Genomic DNA, 20,291 nt, shown 5'->3' on the forward strand with positions numbered 1-20,291 from the left:
CTGCGCCTTCGATTAATCGAAAGGCGCCGAGCCGATTACGGCAGCTGCGACTGGACCTGCGCGGAGATCAGCTCCAGGTGGTCCAGGTCGTCGAGGTCGAGGACCTGGAGGTAGATCCGGCGCGAGCCCACGGCGGCATAGCGGCCGATCTTGTCGACGACCTCGGCGGGGGTGCCGGCCAGGCCGTTGGCCTTGAGCTCCTCGACCTCGCGGCCGATGGCCGCAGCACGACGGGCGACCTCCTGGTCGTCCTTGCCGACGCAGACGACGAGCGCGTTGGAGAAGGTGATCGCGTCGGCCGCGCGGCCCGCCTCCTGGGCGGCGGCACGGACCCGGCCGAACTGCGCCTCACTGTCCTCGGGCGAGGCGAACGGCATGTTGAACTCGTCGGCGTAGCGCGCGGCGAGGCGCGGGGTACGGGTCTTGCCGTGGCCGCCGATCAGCACGGGGATCTTGTTCTGGGCGGGCTTGGGGAGCGCGGGCGACTTCGTGAGCTGGTAGTGCTCGCCGTGGAAGTCGAAGGTCTTGCCGGGCTCGGTGGCCCACAGGCCGGTGACGATCTCCAGCTGTTCCTCCAGGCGGAGGAACTTCTCCTTCGGGAACGGGATGCCGTACGCCGCGTGCTCCTCCGCGAACCAGCCGGCGCCCAGGCCCAGTTCGACGCGGCCGCCGGACATCTGGTCGACCTGGGCGACCTGGATGGCGAGGACGCCGGGGAGCCGGAAGGTGGCCGCGGTCATCAGGGTGCCGAGGCGAATGCGCTGGGTCTCACGGGCGAGGCCGGCGAGGGTGATCCATGCGTCGGTGGGGCCGGGGAGACCGTCGGCGTCGCCCATCTTCAGGTAGTGGTCGGAACGGAAGAACGCGTCGAAGCCGAGGTCCTCGGTGGCCTTGGCGACGGTGAGGAGGGTGTCGTAGCTCGCGCCCTGCTGGGGCTCGGTGAAGATGCGGAGATCCATGACTCCATCCTGCACGCCGGGGTTCGCCTTGGCCCCATCGGTCCCCGGTGGGTGCAGGCCGGTGGGGGCTGGTCGCGCAGCCGCCGGACAACAGGACCCTCATCCCGCCTCCGGCAACTCGTCTCCCCTGTCCGCCAGTCTTCGCAGCATCTGCAGCACCCGGTCCCGCGACTCGTCCGCCGCGTCGATCGCCTCCATGCACTGCCAGTACGTCGTCTCGTCGTCCGCCGCGGACGCGAGGCCGACCAGGGCTATGCCCACCTCACCGAGGAGGCCGCCGAGGCACAGGAGGGCCTGGCGGGCGTCGCCGAGTTCGGTGAGCTGGGCGGCCCGCAACTCCGCCAGGGCGATGTCGGGGCGGTCGAGGACACCGCAGCCGCGACCCGCCAGTTCGGTCAGCCCCAGGGCCTCGCCCCGGAGTTCGGGGGGTCCGGCGACCGCGAGGCGGCTCCCTATCGCCTGGGCCAGGGCCTGTGCCTGCCACACCTCCGCCATGACCTGAGGCGCCTCGCCGCCCCCGGCCAGGGCACGCCTGCTCGTCACGATGAGCCGCATCGCGTCCATCGGCTGCCCCCGTCTGTCCCGGCGTACCCCCGGGCACGTCCGCCCGAACCTGCCTGTCCACTACCCAGAGTGAGCTCGCTCGGAACGAAAAACCAGAGGTAGACGGAAATCTGTGGACAACAAATCGGTTTCGGGCCAACTTTTCATCACGGAGAGTGAAAGAGGACTGAACCCTTCCTTACGGCGCCGGAAACCTCCGCTCGTTCCGGTCGATCTTCGCGTCCAGCGCGGCCAGTGGATCGACGCCGAGCACCTCGCACAACTGGAGCAGATACGCGAGCACATCGGCGATCTCGTCCGTGACGCGGTGCGCGGTGCCGGGGTCGTCCATGACCCGCGCCGACTCCTCGGGAGTCAACCACTGGAAGATCTCGACCAGTTCGGAGGCCTCCACACTGAGCGCGGCGACGAGGTTCTTGGGGGTGTGGTACGGCTGCCAGTCGCGGGCGGCCGCGAACTCGGCCAGCCGGCGCTGCAGTTTCGCCACGTCGAGAGGTTCTGTCACGGCTCCAGGTGTACCACCGTGACCCCGTCCACCCCGGCGGCCCAGGAGGCGTCGCTCACCGCGCCGACGAGCCGGATGTGTCCGCGCTCGCACATCCGCACGGCCAGCCGCAGCAGTTCGGTCCGCTGCCGCGGGTCCAGGTTCCGGTCGAGGTTGTCGGCGAGCACGGTGAGCGTCTGCATCGCCGCGGGCACCTCACCGACCGGGTCGACCTCCAGTACCCCGGGCCCGGTGAGCAGGACCAACGCGAGGGCGAGGTACCTCAACTCGCCGTCGCCCAGCCGTCCGAGCGCCGTCCGGCCGCCGTCCCCGCGGTCGAGCAGGGCCCGGACGGTCCCGGCGGGAAGGGGCTCGGCGAGGACGTCGGCGACGGGGCCCGCGCAGCCGGCGCGCACCGCGGCGACGAGCTGCGCGTGGCGCCTGCCGCACTCCGTGCGCGTGCGCCACAGGACGTCGGCGAGGTTGTCGCAGCCGCCGAGGAGCCGTCCGGTACCGGTCGGGACGGGCAGGCGCATGCGGCCGGGCCGTGGGTCGCAGCCGAAGACGGAGCGCAGGGCGACCACCATCTGCTCGGCGGCGGCGAGGACGCGCCGCTGTCCGTCCGTCTTGCCGGCCACGCGCAGCGGCAACAGGGCGGTGCCGAGCCGGTCGTCCGGGAGCGGGGCGCGGGTGACCGGCGCGGTCCCTGCCGTGTGCCAGGCGGCCTGCACGGCCCGGCGGGAGGGGTCGCGCAGGGCGGTCTCCAGCAGGACGAGCCCGCCGGAGGTCAACCGCTCCCCCACGATGCGCAGTTCGGGCTCGGCCTGGACCGCGAGGTCGAGCCGGACCGGGCCTTCGGGTCCGTCGGCCGTGCAGCCGATCCGGAAGCCGCGGCGGCGCTGTGCGTCGGGGTGGGCCCGGTCGGGGACGCACGAGAGGGGATGGGGGAAGACCTCACCGAGGCTCGCTCCGGCACCGAGCCGGGCGAGTGCCCCGTACGCTCTGAGCGCGCTCGTCTTGCCGCTCCCGCTGGGCCCGGTGATCAGGGTCAGCGGCGCGAGGGGTAACCCGGCTTGCCGGTGGACGGCGTACGCGGACAGCCGCAGTTCGGTGAGACACGGCCGGTCGGGGCGGCGCTCACCGCCCTGCGGCAACTCCGCGCGGGGAGGCGCCGACTGAGCGGGCACGACAGAGGATGTGGGGGACACACGCATATCCGGACCGTAGGACTCCGCCACCGGGCGAACCGTTCCTCCGCAGCGCCCTTCCTACGAACGAGCGAACCACGCCGTGGCTCACGACCCCGGCATGCCCGCGCCCTCCATCAGGCCCGTGACCTCGGTCCCGGCCGGTGTCAGCAGGAACACGTTGCGGTCCACGCGGTGCATTCCGCTCGCCAGGCCGAAGACGACGCCGGTGCTGAAGTCGAGGACCCGCTTGGCGACTTCCGTTTCCGCGCTGGTGAGGTCGAGCAGGACGGGTATGCCCGCCATCAGGGTCTCGGCGACCTCGCGGGCGTCCGCGAAGACGTTGATCCGCAGGACGACGAAGCGGCGCCGGGCCTCTGTCCGGGCCTCCGGCATGGCCCGGTGGTCGATCGCGGACGGCCATGCGTCCCGCCCACGCAACGGAACGACCTGGGCAAGCCCCTCCCACTGTTCATCGGTGACGTCGTACCTGTTCACCGGCTGCCCCCGCTCCGACTCGCCTTCAATGCCTGCACCAGCCAATTCTTACGCCAAGTCACCCGTTCGGCCCAACAGCGACACGGTGCGCGACCGCGCCGTCTCACCCATCCCGCCGCCGCCCGCCGTGAGGAAAAGGGTTTGGAGCTGCTGCTGGAGTGCGTTCAAGGGCGTCTTGGTGAGCAGGAGTGAGTGTTACTGCCGGCACCGCGCCCCATCGGGACGCCCAGGTCCGCCGCGCCCTCACCCGCCTCCTACGCTGGGCCCGCACCTGCGGGGTGAAGGCGATCGCGGTCGAGGACCTGAACTTCACCGCCGAGAAGACCCGCGAGAAACACGGCCGCCGCAAACGCTTCCGAGGGCTGATCTCCGGCACGCCCACCGGCAGGCTCCACGCCCGGCTGACGTCGATGGCCCACCGGAGCGGCATCGCGGTCATCGCCGTCGACCCTGCCTACACCTCGAAGTGGGGCGCCCAGCACTGGCAGAAGCCCCTCACCACCAAGAACCGCAAGACCACTCGCCACGATGCTGCTGCCGTGGCGATCGGCAGGCGCGCCCAGGGACACCCGCTCCGGCGACGGACGGCACCGCCCCCTGCTCACCGGAGTGATGAGCAGGGGCATCGGACCGTCCAGGCCCGACCGGGCGTCCCCGGGCGTGAGGGAACCCGCCCCCGCAGGAACGGTCTTACCCGCCTCACACCGGACTCTTGGCCCTCGGCGACGCCTCGCTCACCGGGTCCGATTAGCGTCCGATGTCGTGCTCCTGGCAGATACTCAGCTGACGACACCCGGCCGGCCGACCGGGCCGGCGGTGTCCACGGCCCCGGAACCCCCCACGCAGTGGCATCGCGTCCTGACGCTGCTCGCGGACGTCAGCCTCTTCATCGGCACCCGTGACGTGTGGACGCAGGCGGCGGTCCACCGTCCGGCCGTGGCCACGGTCATCTCCGTCTGCTACGCCTCGATCCTCGTCTGTGGCGTTCTCGCGCTGGTGGTGCGCGGCCGGCGGGCCCTGGCGCGGGTGGACCTGTGCGTGCTGGTGACCGGGCTGACGCTCGCCCTGTGTGCGTTCGTCCTGCTCCACCGCGGCACCGACGAGTCCGTCCTCACCGCCCAGGCGGCACGCGAACTGGTCGCCGGGCACGCGGTCTACGGCCACCCCTGGCCCTGGCTCTTCGGCGGCAACGGCATCGCGCTCACCCCGACCGTCACGGGCGGCTACGACACGACGTACGGCTATCCCCCGCTCGCCCCGCTGCTGACCGCCCCCCTGCTCTGGCTCGGCCACGGCGGTCTGCCCGCCATGGCGATGAGCACGGGCGCGCTGCTCGTCGGGACGGTCGTGCTGTGGTGGCTGCTGCCCGCGCCGTGGCGGTCGGCGGCGACCATGGCGTGCCTGGGGTTCTCGATGATTTCCATGTACGGCCGTCTCGGCTACCCGGCGATCCTGGCGCTGGCCCTGCTGATGCCGGTGGTGGTGCGCTGGCCCCGGATCGGGCGGGGCGGGCGGCTGGGTCCGGCCGGGCTGGCGCAGGCCGCGTGTCTGGGCGCGGCGTGCGCGGCGCAGCAGTTGCCGTGGTTCCTGACGCCGTTCCTGCTCGCCGGGATCTACGCCGTACGGCGTGGGGAGCTCGGCGCGCGGGCGGCGGGCCTGGTGCTGCTGCGGTTCGCCGGGGCCGCCGCCACCACATGGCTGCTGATCAACACGTACTTCATCGTGAGCGAGCCGGTCGCCTGGCTGAAGGGGATCGCGCTGCCGCTGATCCAGGGCGCGGTGCTGCACGGCCAGGGCCTGGTGGATGTGTCGCTGTATCTCACGAACGGCAGTGACCGGCTCGACTGGTACGGGTACGCGAGTCTGCTGCTGCTCGCTGGTCTGCTGGCGTTGTTCGTGCTGTTCGTGCGCCGCCTGGGCCCGGCGGCGACCGTGCTGCCGTGGCTGGCCTTCTGGCTGGCGACGCGTTCGCAGGACGGCTACTACCTGATGATGACTCCGCTGTGGCTGGCGGCTGCGGTCACCGCGCCCGCGGCGGAGTTCGCGGGGGCCTGGCAGCCCTTCACGCGCCGACTGGTCGGCCCGTACCGGCGTCCGGCACGGATCGTTGCGGCCGTCCTGCTGCTGAGCCCGGCGCTGGCGAGCGCGGCGCTGGCGGCCACCGGCTCACCGCCCCTGCGCATGGAGGTCACCTCCGTGCGTCACGGCGTCCGCACGCTCTCCCGGCTGACCCTGCGGGTCACCAACACGGACGACGACGCACTCACGCCGCACTTCACGCTGACCCGGGGCCAGGGCATGTACCCGTATTTCTCGGTCCTGCGGGGGCCGGCCACGCTGCCCGCCCATGCGACGGCGACGTATGAGCTCCGGCCGCCCGCGGGGGCGTACACGCTGCCGGAGCCGGGTCAGCGGATCCGGCTCCGGGTGTTCACGTCCTCGCCGCAGACGCTGTCGAGCGCTGACGTCACGCTGCCGACCGCGTGAAGCGGAGCGTGGCGGTGACCGTGGTCAGACCGCGGATCATGCCCATCTGATTCCAGCCCAGGCCGAAGTGTTCGCGGTCCACCGAGAACTCGGCGGTCAGCGTGACCGCGTCGGCGCTCGCGTCGTCGAGGTGTGCGGTGAAGGACTGGGGGCGGCTGATGCCGCGGGCGGTCAGCTGGCCGATCACATGCACCTGGTCGCCGTCGCGCAGTTCGGCGCTGCGCACCGCGAAGGTGATCTCGGGGTGGTTCTCGACGTCGAAGAAGTCGGCCCCGCGCAGGTGCTCGTCGCGCTTGGCGTTCTTGGTGTCGAGGGAGGCGGCGTCGAGGGTCACGGTGCCGACGGCGGACCCGTCGGCCCGCACCTCGCCCTGGCCGTCCACGGTGGCGAAGGCGCCCTTCACGGTGACCAGGCCCCACATCGTCTTGTGCTTCAGGGCCACGGTGGTGGCGGTCCGGTCGAGCTGCCAGGTTCCGGTTTCGACGGCGACGGTCATGATTCCTCACTCAGGTGGTCCAAATTTGGATGACCTCACGCTAGCTGATACTTCAAATTTGGACAACAGTTACACTTGAATCCATGGCCGACCCGTCCGAATGTCCCTCCGTGTCCGAAGGGCTCCTTCCGCCCGAGCTGCATGCCTGGATGCTGCTGCTGGCCGCGACGGGAGCCGTGGAACAGGAGCTGCGCTCAGCCGTCAAGGACGGTCTGGACGTCTCGCACGACGAGTTCCTGGTGCTGTGCCTGCTGGGCGCGCGCCCCGCCGAAGGGGTGCGGATGACGAAGATCGCGGAGCTCCTCGGCCGCCCCAAGACCCGGCTCACCTACCAGATCGCCTGTCTCCAGCACGCCGGTCTGGTCACCCGCAAGTCGGTGTGCGGCGACAAGCGGGGCGTCGAGGTGACCCTCACCGAGAAGGGCAGGCGCCTGCTGGCGGAGTCCTCCGGCACCCTCGCCGCGACGGTCAAGGAGGCGCTGACCCGGTTCATGGGCGCCGACCAGCGTGAGGCGCTGCGCGCGCTGCTCCCCGATCTCGCCATGGAGACGACGCCGGAGTAGTCGCCGGTGCGGTTGCGGGTGCCCGGGCCGGTGCCCGCGCAGACACCGAAGGAGGAGTTCATGGCGACCTCCGACCTGCCCGTTCCTGTCGTACGACGGCCCGACGCACCCCCGCCGGACCCGGCGGCCCTGGAGCGCGCACTGCGCGAGCGGGTCGACGGCGAGGTCCGCTTCGACGCGGGGAGCCGGGCCGCCTACTCGACGGACGCCTCGAACTTCCGGCAGACCCCGATCGGCGTGGTCGTGCCCCGGACGCCCGAGGCAGCCGCGGAGGCGGTGGCCGTGGCCCGCGAGCACGACGCGCCGGTGCTGTCGCGGGGCGGCGGGACCAGCCTCGCCGGGCAGTGCACCAACACCGCCGTGGTGATCGGCTGGTCGAAGTACTGCGACCGTCTGGAGTCCGTGGACCCGGACGCCCGCACCTGTGTCGTTCAGCCCGGCATCGTCCTCGACGAGCTCAACCGCCGACTCGCCCCGACCGGGCTGCGGTTCGGCCCCTAGCCGGCCACCCACGCCAACTGCACGATCGGCGGAATGATCGGCAACAACTCCTGCGGGGCCACCGCACAGACCTATGGCAAGGTCGTCGACAACATCGCCCGCCTGGAAGAGCAGTTGTACGACGGCACCCGGTTCTGGTGCGGGGAGACCAGCGACGAGGAGTACGCCGAGATCGAGCGGCACGGAGATCGCCACGGCGGGCAGCCAGCGCAGATGGCCGGACGCACCCGACTCGGGCCCGTCGTCAACGCGGTGACCCACACCCCGCCCCTGTCCACGGCCGCCGTGTCGATCGCAGGCGTGGAGAACCGCGAAGTCCCGCTGTTCGCCGGCGAGACGCTGCAGCAGTGGTTCGCCCGGCACGAGCCGTACGGCGACGGGGCGCGCGGCAGCGTCCTGCTCTGGCCGGACACCTTCACCAACCACTTCCACCCGCACATCGGCGAGGCGGCCGTGACGCTCATGGAGCACGCGGGCTGGCGGGTCGTGCTGCCCGAGGAGCCGCTGTGCTGCGGGCTGACCTGGATCTCGACGGGGCAACTCGGCACCGCCGAGCGGGTTTTGGGCCGGACCGTGCGCAGGCTCGCCGAGCACGTCCGGGCCGGCGGCCTGGTGGTCGGACTGGAGCCCAGCTGCACGGCCGTCTTCCGCTCGGACGCGCCCGAGCTGTTCCCCGGCGACCGTGACGTACGGCGGCTGCGCGACCAGACGGTCACGCTCGCCGAACTGCTCACCGAGCACTCCCCCGGCTACGAGCCCCCGCACGTCCCGGAACGCTCCGCGAAGGCCCTCGCCCAGGTGCACTGCCACCCAGCACGCGGTCCTGGACTGGCAGGCCGACCGCAAACTCCTGCACCGCGCCGGCGTCGACGCCGAACAACTGGACTCCGGCTGCTGCGGCCTCTCCGGCAACTTCGGCTTCGAACCGGGCCACTTGGAGGTCAGCGAGGCATGCGCGGAACGCGTACTGCTGCCGCGCCTGCGCGACGAGCCCCCCGAGACGGTGGTCCTGGCCAACGGTTTCAGCTGCCACACCCAGATCCACGAACTCGACAGCGGAGGCCACGAGGCGGTGCACCTGGCGGAACTGCTGGCGTCCGCCCTGCCGGAGTCGCCCGGCAGCGCGTACGGCGTGGCGCCGGGCGCGAGGCCGACCGCCCCGAGCCGAAGGGCCAGGGCACTCGCCTTGGCCGGGTCCGGCTTGGCGGGCCTGGCGGCTGCGGCCACGGCAGTCAGGTTCGTTTGGAAGAAGCGGTGACTGAAATCTGTTAGGGGCGCGGGGAACTGCGCGACCAGCCACGAGGGACCCGGCCCTCAGCCCACCAGCTCCACCAGCACTGCCCTGGCCCGCGCCACGCGAGACCGCACGGTCCCCACCGGACACCCGCTCACCAGAGCCGCCTCCTCGTACGACAGCCCCAGCATCTGCGTGAGAACGAACGCCTCACGCCGCTCGTCGGGCAACGTGGCCAACAGGTCCAGCAGCACTATCCCGTCGTCGAAGCCGGGCACGCCCCGCGGCTGAGCGCGCTCGGCGGCCGCCTGCCAGTCCGAACCGTCATAGCGGCGGGGCCGCGCCGCGGCATGCCGGAAACCGTCGATCACCGCACGGCGGGCGATGGACAGCAGCCAGGCCCGCGCCGAGGACCGCCCCTCGAACCGGTGCAGACTGCCGAGCGCCCGCAGAAACGTGTCCTGGGCGAGGTCGTCCACGGCCTGGGGGTCGGCGCACAGGTAGGAGACATAGCGCAGCACGTCATGGTGCAGCGCGCGGACGAAGTGGTCGACGGCGTCGGCGTCACCGGCACGGGCGGCGAGCGCCCAGGCGGTGGCGGAGGCATCGGCGGACTCCCGTTGGGTGCGGAGGTCGGCCGGGGCGGGCGGGGTGGAAGTGATCACCAGGTGTCCTTCTCGGGTCAGCCGGGATCCGGGCCACCGCTGTCATGGCGGTGCCACCGATGTGATGGCGGTGCACAGGTGTGCGCAGCGGTCCGGTGAGGGGATGCGGCCGTGCGGCGACCACGTGTGCGGAGAGCACATACGTGGGTGCACGACCGGGCCCGAGGCGCACAGGGGCTGCCTCGGGGTGCCGTCTGTCGTCAGGCGACAGCGGTCCCCAGGGGCGGTCCCCGGTGGGTGATCGCGTGCACGAGAAGGAGAAGCCGGGGCTCCCGCTCCGAGCGGGGCCGGCGCACCCGCAGACGCGGGCGGTGCGGAGTGGCGGGCAGGGCGAGCAACAGCCGCAGCGGGGCCGCGAGCCGTCCCGCGACGGCCCGCAGGATACGGAACGCGGCCCTCTCGCCGTACGCCAGCCAGAGGCCGGTCAGGAGCGCGGCGATCAGGTGGGCGGCGTACATCCCGAACGGCATCCAGAACGAGAGAGCACCGACGCCCGCCGACGTCCCCATGGGGGACACATCAATGGAGTCCATGCCGCCCGTGTGCATGGACTCCATGTGCATGGCGCCGACGTCCTGTGGCGCCGCTGTGGGCTGCGCGAGGGAGAACGCCGCGTGCAGGGCCGTCTGGGCACCGACCACGACGGCCACGATCAGCGGCAGCCCGCGTTCACGGCCGGTCAGACACCAGCCCGCGCACCCGGTCACCGCCAGGCCCGCGGCCAGTGTCCACCCGGGCATGTGGGTGCCGGACATGAGGACATGGCCCAGGGCGGCGAGCAGCACACAGACGGCCGCGAACACCGCGGCCCGTACCGTGCGAGAACACCACCCTGCTGTCATCGCGCCTCATCCTTCCATCCGGGCACCGATCACCACCTGTGGGTACGGCAATCCACAGGTTCCCGCTCACTGCGTACGGCGGCTCCGTACGACGGCGAAGGCCCCGGCCGCCAGGCCGAGCACGCCCACGATCAGCCCGGCGACGCCGAGACCGCGGGCGGTGGAGTCGCTCGCGGAGGCCTTCGGCGCCTTGGACGCGACCGCGGAGGTCTGGGACGCGGTGGCCGACGTGGTCCCGGCCGCCGTCAGCTTGAGGACCGGCGCCGGGTTCTCCGGCTCCTCGTCGCCCTGGGCGGCCTCCTCGATCCAGCGGACGACCTTTCCGTCGGAGTAGGTCTGGAGGGTCTTGAAGGTCAGCTGCGCGGTGTCGTCGGGGAGTTGACCGAAGGCGACGTCGAAGTCCTCGTACTGGCCGGGGCCGATCTTCCCGCCGGTCCAGGTGATCTCGGAGACCGCGTCGGTGATCGTGCCGTCGTCCGTCTTGACCGGTGTCCTGAGCTTGGTGTCGGTGACCTTCGCGGTCCACCCGTCGTGCGGGGAGACGAGCACGCCGAGCAACGGGTGGTCGGTAGGCAGGAACAGCTGGACCTTGGTGGTGCTCGCGGTGTCGCTCTCGTCGGGGACCCGGAAGGTCAGGGCTCCGTCGGTGGCGCCCTTGGCGTAGCTGTCGGGGTGGACGGTGACGTGCGCGAAGGCGGCGCCCGCGGCGGCCAGTACCGCGGCGGCGGCGAGGGCGCCGCCGAGGCCGAGGCGGCGCAGGGAGGTGCGTGCTGAGGACATGGGTGAGGGATCTCCGTACTGACAGAAAGGGGTGAAAGGGTCAGATCGCGTACGGGATCGTGGTGGGCGGTCCACGCCGGTGGACGGTGTGGCGGAGGAGGAGGGGACGAGGTGCGCACGGGCCGTCGGCGGGCTGGCGTACGGGGTCCGGGGCGACCGGTTCGCCGTACCCCCGCCACCAGGCCGCGAGGCCCGGTACGAGCGTGACCGCCCGGCGCAACAGGGACCACAGGGCCGCCTCGCCGCGGCGGAGCCACCAGGTCAGCAGGAGAACGGCCGAGACATGGGCGGCGGTGGCATGCGGGGTCAGGGCGTGAGAGTGCGGTGCCGCCATATGCGCCATGCGCACGCCGTGCATGGTCATCGTGTGCGTCGCCGACATGTGGTGCATCGCCATGCCGTACGGCGTTCCCATGGAGCGCGGGCGTACCGCGCCGAAGGCCAGATGCAGCCCGGCCTGGGACGTGAGTGTCGCCCCGCCGATGGCCCCGAGCGACCGCTCCCGGCCGCCGAGCAGCCAGCCGGTCACGAACATCGGCACGAACCCGGCCGCCTGCGCCCACACCGGCGGCGCCATCCCGGTCGCCAGTGAGTGACCCCCGGTGGCCAGCAGCACGCACAGCGCGGCGAACACCACCGCGCGCAAGCTCCGGACCGCTGGGGACGCTCTCATGGCGACCGATACTCCCACCCGTGGCCCGGGGCTCGCTCACGGGCCCGGTCAGTAGATGTCACGCACATAGCGCTTGTCCGTGGCGAGTTGCTTCACGTAGGCCGCCGCGCCCGCCTGGTCCAAGCCGCCGTGGAGGACCGCGATGTCCCTGAGCGCCCGGTCGACGTCCTTCGCCATGCGGGAGGCGTCGCCGCACACGTAGAAGTGGGCGCCGTCCTGGAGCCAGGACCACAGCAGCGGGCCGTGTTCGCGCATCCGGTCCTGGACGTAGACCTTCGCGCGCTGGTCGCGGGAGAAGGCGGTGTCCAGGCGGGAGAGGGTGCCGTCCGCGAGGAAACCGGTCAGCTCGTCCTCGTAGTAGAAGTCGGTCGCCTTGTGCTGTTCGCCGAAGAACAGCCAGTTCGAGCCCCGGTGGCCGAGAGCGCGGCGCTGCTCCAGGAAGCCGACGAAGGGGGCGACGCCGGTGCCGGGGCCGACCATGACCATGGGGGTGCCGGAGTCGGCCGGCGGGCGGAAGTGCGGGGAGCGCTGGACGTGCACGGGCACCGGGGTGTCCGCGGCGGCGTCGGCGAGGAAGGGCGAGCAGACTCCCTGGCGGGCCCTGCCGTGCAGGTTCTCGTAGCGCACGACGGAGACGGTCAGCGAGACGAGGTGCGGGTCGGTCAGCGGGCTGGACGATATGGAGTACAGACGCGGCTGGAGGCGTCCGAGGATCTGCGTCCACTCCTGCGGGCCGGCCGTCACGCCGTACTCCGTGATCACGTCCACGGCCTGGCGGCCCCAGCCCCACTTGGCGAGCTCGTCCTTGTTGTCCGGACGCAGGAGCTTCTTCAACTCCCGTGGGTCCCGGGTGCGTTCGGCGACGAACCGCAGCAGGCCGGGGGTGATCCTGGTGATGTCGAGGTGCCGCAGGAACGCCTCGCCGAGCGGGACCTCTCCCACGCCGTTCAGGTCCACCGCGGCCCCGGCGTCCAGGCCGGTCACCGCCAGCCACTCCTCGACCAGGTCCGCCGAGTTGAGCGGCCGGATGCCGAGGGCGTCCCCGGCGTCGTAGAGGAGCGGGCTCTCGCTGTCCCGGGTGTCGAAGGTGAACCTGCGGACCTCCTTGCCGGCGCCGGGCAGGCTCAGGAGGCGGTTGCCGGTGAGGCGGGCGAGGACGGGGACGGGCTTCCTCGCGCGGGGCGGGGCGGCGGGGGCCGTCCGGGGCGCGGCCGGGGCTGCCTGGATCACCGTCGGGGCGATGGGCCCGGTGTCGGCCGGCGGAGTGCCGGAGACGGCGGTGTCGGCCGGCGGGGTGTCGGACAGAGCCGTCAGAACCTGGTCCAGCCAGCCGTGCGCCGCGTCCTCGAAGTCCGGTTCGCAGTCCGTGCGGGGGGCCAGCCGTAGCGCGCCCAGTTCGTCGAGGCGCTGGTCGAGACGGCGGCCGTGCCCGCAGAAGTCGTCGTACGACGAGTCGCCGAAGGCCAGCACCGCGTACCGGCGGCCCTCCAGGCGAGGGGTGCCGGGGTCGGCGAGGGTCTCCCAGAAGCCGCTGCCGTTGTCGGGGGCGTCGCCGTCGCCGAAGGTGCTGGTGATGAGCAACAGGTCGGCGCCGGGCGGCAGTTCGCCGAGGTCCGCCTGGTCCATGCCGACCATGGAGGTGCTGTGGCCGGAGGTGGTGAGCCGCTCGGCGGTGGCGGCCGCGAACTCCTCGGCGGTGCCGGTCTGCGAGGCCCAGAGGATGACGACCTCACGGCGCAGCAGTGTGGCCGAGGGCTGTGTGGCCGCCGCCCGTGAGTACATTCCGGCGAGTGTGCCGTTCACCCACAGGGCGTGCTCGGGGCTGAAGGGCGCGTCGGGCGGCAGGACCGGCACGCCGGGCACCCCGGCGGGGACCCCGGCAAGGAAGCCGACCAGGTACTGACGTTCCTGCGCGGTGAGGACGGGTGGCGGTGCGGGGTCGAGGCCGAAGACGGACGCGGCCATGGACGCGGGGGCAACAGCCTCGGCGACCTCCAGCGCAGCTTCCGGAACCGGAGCCACCGCGGCCGCCGGAGCCCGCAAGGTCACCGGCACGGCCACCTTCGTCAGCGACACCGCGCACACCTTGAACTCCGGCTGGAACGACAGCGGGTCCACCGCGTCGCTCGTCACCGCGTTGACGCTCAGGTACTCCCCGAACAGGTCGTTCCAGTGGAAGGGCGCGAAGCAGCACCCCGGCCGCACCCGGTCCGTCACGACGGCCGGCAGCACGGCCCGGCCGCGCCGGGAGGCCACCTCGACGGAGTCACCGTCGGCCACACCCAGGGCCGACGCGTCCTGAGGATGCACTTCCACGAAGGGCCCGGGGTTCAGCTTGTTCAGCTTCGCCACCTTCGCCGTCTTGGTCAGCGTGTGCCACTGGTGCTGGAGCCGGCCCGTGTTGAGGACGAACGGGTAGTCGTCGTCCGGCATCTCGGCCGGCGGGATGTGCGGCCGGGCGTAGAAGACGCCCCGCCCGCTCGCGGTGGGGAACCTCAGCGCACCGTCCTCCCCCACGTACCGGATCGGGTTCCGGTCCGGGCCGTCCGGACTCGCCGCGGGCCACTGCACCGGTGTCTCCCGCAGCCGCGCGTACGAGACCCCGCGCAGATCCCAGCCCGTCTTCGGGTTCCAGGCCTGCTTGATCTCCTCGAAGACGTCCTCCGCGCTGTCGTAGGAGAACCCCTTCTCGTACCCCATCTCGCACGCGACGGCCGCGATGATCCGCCAGTCCGCCATCGCCTCGCCGGGCGGGTCGGCCACCGCCGGGGTCAGCGTGAGGTTGCGCTCGCTGTTGACGAAGACGCCCTCGCCCTCCGTCCACAGCGCGCCGGGCAGCACGACGTCGGCGTAGGCGTTGGTCTCGGTGTCGGCGAAGACGTCCTGCGTGACGACGAACTCGGCGGCCTCCAGTCCCTCGATGACCGTGCGGCGGTTGGCGACCGAGGCGACCGGGTTGGTGCAGATGATCCAGCAGGCCTTGATCTCGCCGTCGGCCATCTTCTGGAACATCTCGACCGTGCCCTTGCCGACACCGTCGGCGCGCAGGGTGTCCGGGGGCAGCTCCCAGAGGTCCTCCATGAAGGCCCGCTCCTCGTCGACGAGGACGGACCGCTGGCCGGGCAGGCCCGGGCCCATGTAGCCCATCTCGCGGCCGCCCATGGCGTTGGGCTGGCCGGTGAGGGAGAAGGGGCCGCTGCCTGGCCGGCAGATGGCACCCGTGGCGAGATGGAGGTTGACCAGGGCGTTGGTGTTCCAGGTGCCGTGGGTGGACTGGTTGAGCCCCATGGTCCACAGGCTCATCCACTCACCGGCCGATCCGATGAGCCGTGCCGCCTCCCGGATGTCCTCCTCGGCGAGGCCCGTCATCTCGGCCACCGCGGCGGGCGAGTAGTCCGCGAGGAACTCCGGCATCGCCTCCCAGCCCTCGGTGTGGGCGGCGACGAACTCGGGGTCGACGTGGCCCTCGGCGTGCAGCAGGTGCAGCAGGCCGTTCAGCAGCGCGAGGTCGGCACCCGGCTTGATCTGCAGGAACAGGTCCGCCTTCGCGGCCGTGGCGGTGCGCCGCGGATCGACGACGATCACCTTGGCGCCCGCCGACTTCACCCGCTCCATCATCCTGAGGAACAGGATGGGATGGCAGTCGGCCATGTTGGAGCCGATGACGAAGAACAGGTCGGCCTTCTCGAAGTCCTGGTACGAGCCGGGCGGGCCGTCCGCCCCGAGCGACAGCTTGTAGCCGGTACCGGCGCTGGCCATGCAGAGCCGGGAGTTCGACTCGATCTGGTTGGTCCGCACGAACCCCTTGGCCAGCTTGTTCGCCAGGTACTGCGCCTCCAGGCTCATCTGACCGGAGACGTACAGCGAGACCGCGTCGGGGCCGTGCTCGTCGATGATCTCGCGCAGCCGCCGGGCCGTCTCGGTGATCGCCGCGCCGACGGCTTGTGGCACCGGCTCCTCACCCCGCTCGGGCCGTACCAGGGCCGTGGTCAGCCGCCCGGGCGCGGCGAGCAGGTCGGCGGTGGTGGCGCCCTTGGTGCAGAGCTTGCCGAAGTTGGCAGGGTGCTCCTTGTCCCCGGACGCCTTCAGGACCGTACGCCGCCCGTCGGGGCCGGTGCCGATGTCGAGGACCAGGCCGCAGCCCACACCGCAGTACGAGCAGACCGTCCGCACCACGGGCACGCCTCCCTGAGCTCAATCGATTCGACTCCTCCGACCGTACGAAATGCCCATTACACAGATGTCTCCCGTGCCGTTCATCAGGGGTTACACCGCCCGCACACCTCACCGGCCAGTGTTGTGAGCGCCTTCGTGTGCCGGAGGAGCCCCGAACCGAGGCGCCACAGATTTGGAACGGTTCCATTTCTTGAACCATTCGTGTTTGTGGGGGTAGGTTGGTCGCATGACCGCCCCCCGGATTCCGAACACCGCCGACGAGCTGCGCGGTGCCGGCCTGCGGGTGACGGCCGCGCGCGTCGCCCTGCTCGAGACCGTCCGGGCCGGTGACCACCTCGCGGCCGACGCGATCGCCACGGGAGTGCGCGACCGTCTCGGCCACATATCCCTCCAGGCCGTGTACGAGGCCCTGCACTCGCTCACCGCGGCGGGTCTCGTGCGCCGCCTCGAGCCGCCCGGCAGCCCGGCGCGGTTCGAGGGACGGGTCGGGGACAACCACCACCACCTGGTCTGCCGGTCGTGCGGGGCCGTCGTCGATGTCGACTGCGCCGTCGGTCACGCGCCCTGCCTGACAGCTTCCGACGACCGCGGCTTCTCGATCGACGAGGCCGAGGTCATCTACTGGGGCCTGTGCCCCGACTGTTCCCCCCAAAGGCTTACTTCAGCACCGTGATCCACCCAGTTCGGAAGGACTGAAATGTCTGAGAACCCCGATGCAATCGTCACCGACCCCAAGGCTGAGGGCACAGGTGGCTGCCCGGTCGCGCACGGGCGCGCCCCGCACCCCACCCAGGGCGGCGGCAACCGCCAGTGGTGGCCGGAGCGGCTGAACCTGAAGATCCTCGCCAAGGACCCGGTCGTGGCGAACCCGCTCGGCGCGGACTTCGACTACGCCGAGGCGTTCCAGGCCCTCGACCTGGACGCCGTGAAGCGGGACATCGCCGACGTGCTCACCACCTCGCAGGACTGGTGGCCCGCCGACTTCGGCAACTACGGCCCGCTGATGATCCGCATGGCCTGGCACAGCGCCGGCACCTACCGCATCAGCGACGGCCGCGGCGGTGGCGGCCGTGGCCAGCAGCGCTTCGCTCCGCTGAACAGCTGGCCGGACAACGGCAACCTGGACAAGGCCCGCCGTCTGCTGTGGCCGGTGAAGAAGAAGTACGGCCAGTCCATCTCCTGGGCCGACCTCATGATCCTCACCGGCAACGTCGCCCTGGAGACGATGGGCTTCGAGACCTTCGGCTTCGCCGGCGGCCGCGCCGACGTCTGGGAGGCCGACGAGGACGTCTACTGGGGTCCCGAGACCACCTGGCTCGACGACCAGCGCTACACCGGCGACCGTGAGCTGGAGAACCCGCTCGGCGCCGTCCAGATGGGCCTCATCTACGTCAACCCCGAGGGCCCCAACGGCAACCCGGACCCGCTGGCCGCGGCCCGCGACATCCGCGAGACCTTCCGCCGCATGGCGATGAACGACGAGGAGACCGTCGCCCTCATCGCCGGTGGTCACACCTTCGGCAAGACCCACGGCGCGGGCCCGGCGGAGAGCGTCGGCAACGACCCCGAGGCCGCCTCCATGGAGGAGCAGGGCCTGGGCTGGAAGTCCACCTACGGCACCGGCAAGGGCGGCGACGCCATCACCTCCGGTCTCGAGGTCACCTGGACCACCAAGCCCACCCAGTGGAGCAACGACTTCTTCGACATCCTCTTCGGCTACGAGTGGGAGCTCACCCAGTCCCCCGCCGGTGCCAACCAGTGGGTGGCCAAGGACTCGCAGGAGATCATCCCGGACGCCCACGACACGTCGAAGAAGCGTCGGCCCACGATGCTCACCACCGACCTCTCGCTGCGCTTCGACCCGATCTACGGCGAGATCTCGAAGCGCTTCCACGAGAACCCGGACCAGTTCGCGGACGCCTTCGCCCGCGCCTGGTACAAGCTGACCCACCGTGACCTGGGCCCGAAGTCCCTGTACCTCGGCCCGGAGGTCCCCGAGGAGACGCTGCTGTGGCAGGACCCGCTGCCGCAGGCCGAGGGCGAGACCATCGACGCCGGTGACGTGGCGTCCCTGAAGGCCAAGGTCCTGGAGACGGGCCTGACCGTCTCGCAGCTGGTGTCGACGGCGTGGGCCTCGGCGTCCACCTTCCGCGGCAGCGACAAGCGCGGCGGCGCCAACGGTGCCCGCATCCGCCTGGAGCCGCAGCGCGGCTGGGAGGTCAACGACCCCGAGCAGCTCGGCCAGGTCCTGCGTGTCCTGGAGGGCGTCCAGGCCGAGTTCAACACCGGTGCCAAGAAGGTCTCGCTGGCCGACCTGATCGTCCTCGCGGGTGCCGCGGCGGTCGAGCAGGCCGCCAAGGACGCGGGCTACTACGTGGAGGTCCCCTTCACGCCGGGTCGCGTGGACGCCACCGAGGAGCACACCGACGTGGAGTCCTTCGCGGCGCTGGAGCCGGTCGCGGACGGCTTCCGCAACTACCTCGGCAAGGGCAACCGCCTGCCGGCCGAGTACCTGCTGCTCGACAGGGCGAACCTGCTCACCCTGAGCGCCCCCGAGATGACCGCCCTCGTCGGTGGTCTGCGTGTTCTCGGCGCCAACCAGGGCGGCACGGCGCACGGCGTCTTCACCGACCGGCCGGGCGTCCTGACCAACGACTTCTTCGTCAACCTGCTCGACCTTGGCACGACGTGGAAGTCCACCTCCGAGGACCAGACCGCCTTCGAGGGCCGCGACGCGGAGACGGGCAAGCTGAAGTGGACCGGCACCCGTGCCGACCTGGTCTTCGGCTCCAACTCCGAGCTGCGCGCCCTCGCGGAGGTCTACGCGAGCGACGACGCGAAGGAGAAGTTCGTGAGGGACTTCGTCGACGCGTGGGTCAAGGTCTCGAACCTGGACCGCTTCGACCTGGTCTGATCGACTGAACGACACAGGGGCCGGTCCATGTGGACCGGCCCCTGTGCCATGCCTGGGCAAGCCATGTCTAGGCGAGCGTGGCCACGAACTTCCCGAGCCGCGCGATCCCCTCGCGCAGTTCGTCGGCCGAGGCCGCGTAGGACAGACGTACATGGGTCTCGGCGGTCCCGACCCCGAAGTCCCGCCCCGGTGTGAGGGCCACGTGCGCCTCCTGGAGCGCCCGTCCGCAGAACTCCCAGGAGCTGAGCCCGGTGCCGCTGACGTCGAAGTACACGTAGAACGCCCCGTCGGGCGGCACGGGCACCGGCAGCCCGATCTGCTCCAGGCCCTCGAGGACGAGCGCCCGCCGCCGCCCGAACTCGGCCCGCCGCTCCTCGCACACGGCGAGCGACCCGGGCGTGAAACACGCGAGCGCGGCGTACTGGGCGGGGGTGGAGGCACAGATCATGTAGTTCTGGGCCAGCCGCTCCAGCGCGGGCACCAGCGCCTCGGGCACGACACACCAGCCCAGCCGCCAGCCGGTCATCCCGAAGTACTTGGAGAAGCTGTTGATGACGACGGCTTCCTGGTCGTACGACAGCACACTGCGCGGCGGCCGGCCCTGCGCGTCGTGATCGCCGAGGTCGAGGTAGATCTCGTCGACGATCCGCCAGGCGTCCCGCTCCCGGGCGAGCTCGCAGATGGCCGCCAGCTCGTCGGCCGGGACGGAGGTGCCGGTCGGGTTGGAGGGGCTGGCGACCATGATCCCGCGGGTGCGGTCCGTCCAGTACGACCCCACGGAGGCCGTGTCCAGCTGGTACCGCGACTCGGCGCTTGTGGGCACGAGGGTGACCCGCGCCCCGAAGCTCTCGGCGATCTGCCGGTTGCAGGGGTAGGACGGGTCGGCGATGAGCACCTCGTCCCCCGGGTCGACGAGGGCGGCGGCGCCCAGCACCAGCGCCGCCGACGCCCCCGCGGTCACGACGACCCGGCCCGGAGCGACGTCGACGCCGTGCTGATCGCCGTAGAACCGCGCTATGGCCTGCCGCAGTTCGGGCAGCCCGAGCGCCCCCGTGTACGTCATGGGCCTGCTGCCCACGGCCCCCCGCAGCGCGTCCAGCACGGCCGGCGGCGCCCCGAAGTCCGGTTCCCCGAGACTGAGCTTGACGACGCGGTGCCCCTCGGCCTCCAGCGCCGCGGCGTGCTTGCCGAACTCCATGGCGTAGAACGGCGCGACGGACTGGGCGCGCTGCGAGATCCTCATGCGGGAATCATGCCAAAGTCGACGA

16 protein-coding genes and 2 pseudogenes are annotated in these 20,291 nt (G+C 71.5%); 6 read left to right on the forward strand and 12 right to left on the reverse strand.

The window, feature by feature from the left end; genetic code table 11:
* Positions 1-35 precede the first annotated feature (35 nt).
* From AQJ46_RS21710 to AQJ46_RS21730, 5 genes are all read right to left on the reverse strand, one after another.
* The gene (locus AQJ46_RS21710; protein WP_059207170.1) at positions 36-959 is read right to left on the reverse strand and encodes an LLM class F420-dependent oxidoreductase; all 924 of its coding nucleotides are present in this window, start codon (positions 957-959) and stop codon (positions 36-38) included.
* Between the two features lie 99 nt (positions 960-1,058).
* Positions 1,059-1,523, reverse strand: a complete 465-nt coding sequence (locus AQJ46_RS21715) for a DUF6099 family protein (protein ID WP_059207171.1) — start codon at positions 1,521-1,523, stop codon at positions 1,059-1,061.
* Positions 1,524-1,701: 178 nt separating this feature from the next.
* Positions 1,702-2,028: a nucleotide pyrophosphohydrolase gene (locus tag AQJ46_RS21720; RefSeq protein ID WP_059207172.1), complete on the reverse strand. Its 327-nt coding sequence runs from the start codon at positions 2,026-2,028 to the stop codon at positions 1,702-1,704.
* The gene (locus tag AQJ46_RS21725) at positions 2,025-3,221 is read right to left on the reverse strand and encodes an AAA family ATPase (RefSeq protein WP_059207323.1); all 1,197 of its coding nucleotides are present in this window, start codon (positions 3,219-3,221) and stop codon (positions 2,025-2,027) included. The genes AQJ46_RS21720 and AQJ46_RS21725 overlap by 4 nt, the downstream gene beginning before the upstream one ends.
* Positions 3,222-3,302: 81 nt before the next feature.
* Positions 3,303-3,692: a cell division protein SepF gene (locus AQJ46_RS21730; protein ID WP_208612785.1), complete on the reverse strand. Its 390-nt coding sequence runs from the start codon at positions 3,690-3,692 to the stop codon at positions 3,303-3,305.
* Between the two features lie 203 nt (positions 3,693-3,895).
* Here AQJ46_RS21730 and AQJ46_RS52335 point away from each other — a divergent pair.
* Positions 3,896-4,594: pseudogene (locus AQJ46_RS52335) on the forward strand (IS200/IS605 family accessory protein TnpB-related protein); the annotation flags it as partial.
* Positions 4,509-6,179 (forward strand): hypothetical protein, encoded by a 1,671-nt coding sequence (locus AQJ46_RS21735; RefSeq protein WP_107117308.1) that lies wholly within the window; start codon positions 4,509-4,511, stop codon positions 6,177-6,179. The pseudogene AQJ46_RS52335 and the gene AQJ46_RS21735, both read left to right, overlap by 86 nt.
* Here AQJ46_RS21735 and AQJ46_RS21740 read toward each other — a convergent pair.
* Positions 6,160-6,675, reverse strand: coding sequence for a YceI family protein (locus tag AQJ46_RS21740; RefSeq protein ID WP_059207173.1), 516 nt, complete (start codon positions 6,673-6,675; stop codon positions 6,160-6,162). The two genes, AQJ46_RS21735 and AQJ46_RS21740, sit on opposite strands and share 20 nt — an antisense overlap.
* Before the next feature lie 83 nt (positions 6,676-6,758).
* On the opposite strand from AQJ46_RS21740, the gene AQJ46_RS21745 reads away from it, so the two are divergent.
* Together AQJ46_RS21745 and AQJ46_RS51310 are read left to right on the forward strand one after the other, a co-directional pair.
* Positions 6,759-7,238: a MarR family winged helix-turn-helix transcriptional regulator gene (locus AQJ46_RS21745; RefSeq protein WP_057611241.1), complete on the forward strand. Its 480-nt coding sequence runs from the start codon at positions 6,759-6,761 to the stop codon at positions 7,236-7,238.
* A gap of 60 nt (positions 7,239-7,298) precedes the next feature.
* Positions 7,299-8,997 (forward strand): annotated as a pseudogene (locus AQJ46_RS51310) (FAD-binding and (Fe-S)-binding domain-containing protein).
* A 56-nt stretch (positions 8,998-9,053) separates the two neighbouring features.
* Here AQJ46_RS51310 and AQJ46_RS21765 read toward each other — a convergent pair.
* The 5 genes from AQJ46_RS21765 to AQJ46_RS21785 form a co-directional block, all read right to left on the reverse strand.
* Positions 9,054-9,638: a sigma-70 family RNA polymerase sigma factor gene (locus AQJ46_RS21765; RefSeq protein ID WP_059207177.1), complete on the reverse strand. Its 585-nt coding sequence runs from the start codon at positions 9,636-9,638 to the stop codon at positions 9,054-9,056.
* A 200-nt stretch (positions 9,639-9,838) separates the two neighbouring features.
* Positions 9,839-10,480 carry a hypothetical protein gene (locus AQJ46_RS21770; protein ID WP_059207178.1) on the reverse strand — a complete coding sequence of 214 codons (642 nt, stop codon included), beginning with the start codon at positions 10,478-10,480 and terminating at the stop codon, positions 9,839-9,841.
* Positions 10,481-10,546: 66 nt separating this feature from the next.
* Complete coding sequence (locus AQJ46_RS21775) at positions 10,547-11,260, reverse strand: YcnI family protein (RefSeq protein ID WP_059207179.1); 714 nt, start codon at positions 11,258-11,260, stop codon at positions 10,547-10,549.
* Positions 11,261-11,300: 40 nt separating this feature from the next.
* Positions 11,301-11,933, reverse strand: coding sequence for a hypothetical protein (locus AQJ46_RS21780; protein WP_059207180.1), 633 nt, complete (start codon positions 11,931-11,933; stop codon positions 11,301-11,303).
* Positions 11,934-11,981: 48 nt separating this feature from the next.
* Positions 11,982-16,109, reverse strand: a complete 4,128-nt coding sequence (locus AQJ46_RS21785) for a molybdopterin-dependent oxidoreductase (protein WP_059207326.1) — start codon at positions 16,107-16,109, stop codon at positions 11,982-11,984.
* A gap of 226 nt (positions 16,110-16,335) precedes the next feature.
* Here AQJ46_RS21785 and AQJ46_RS21790 point away from each other — a divergent pair, with 226 nt between their 5' ends.
* Positions 16,336-16,782, forward strand: a complete 447-nt coding sequence (locus AQJ46_RS21790; protein ID WP_059207181.1) for a Fur family transcriptional regulator — start codon at positions 16,336-16,338, stop codon at positions 16,780-16,782.
* A 24-nt stretch (positions 16,783-16,806) separates the two neighbouring features.
* Positions 16,807-19,023: a catalase/peroxidase HPI gene (katG, locus tag AQJ46_RS21795; RefSeq protein ID WP_059207182.1), complete on the forward strand. Its 2,217-nt coding sequence runs from the start codon at positions 16,807-16,809 to the stop codon at positions 19,021-19,023.
* Between the two features lie 67 nt (positions 19,024-19,090).
* On the opposite strand, the gene AQJ46_RS21800 is transcribed toward katG, so the two are convergent.
* Positions 19,091-20,266: a pyridoxal phosphate-dependent aminotransferase gene (locus AQJ46_RS21800; RefSeq protein ID WP_107117309.1), complete on the reverse strand. Its 1,176-nt coding sequence runs from the start codon at positions 20,264-20,266 to the stop codon at positions 19,091-19,093.
* Between the last annotated feature and the right edge of the window lie 25 nt (positions 20,267-20,291).

Origin of the sequence: Streptomyces canus (assembly GCF_001514145.1) — a bacterium.
GTDB lineage: Bacteria > Actinomycetota > Actinomycetes > Streptomycetales > Streptomycetaceae > Streptomyces > Streptomyces canus.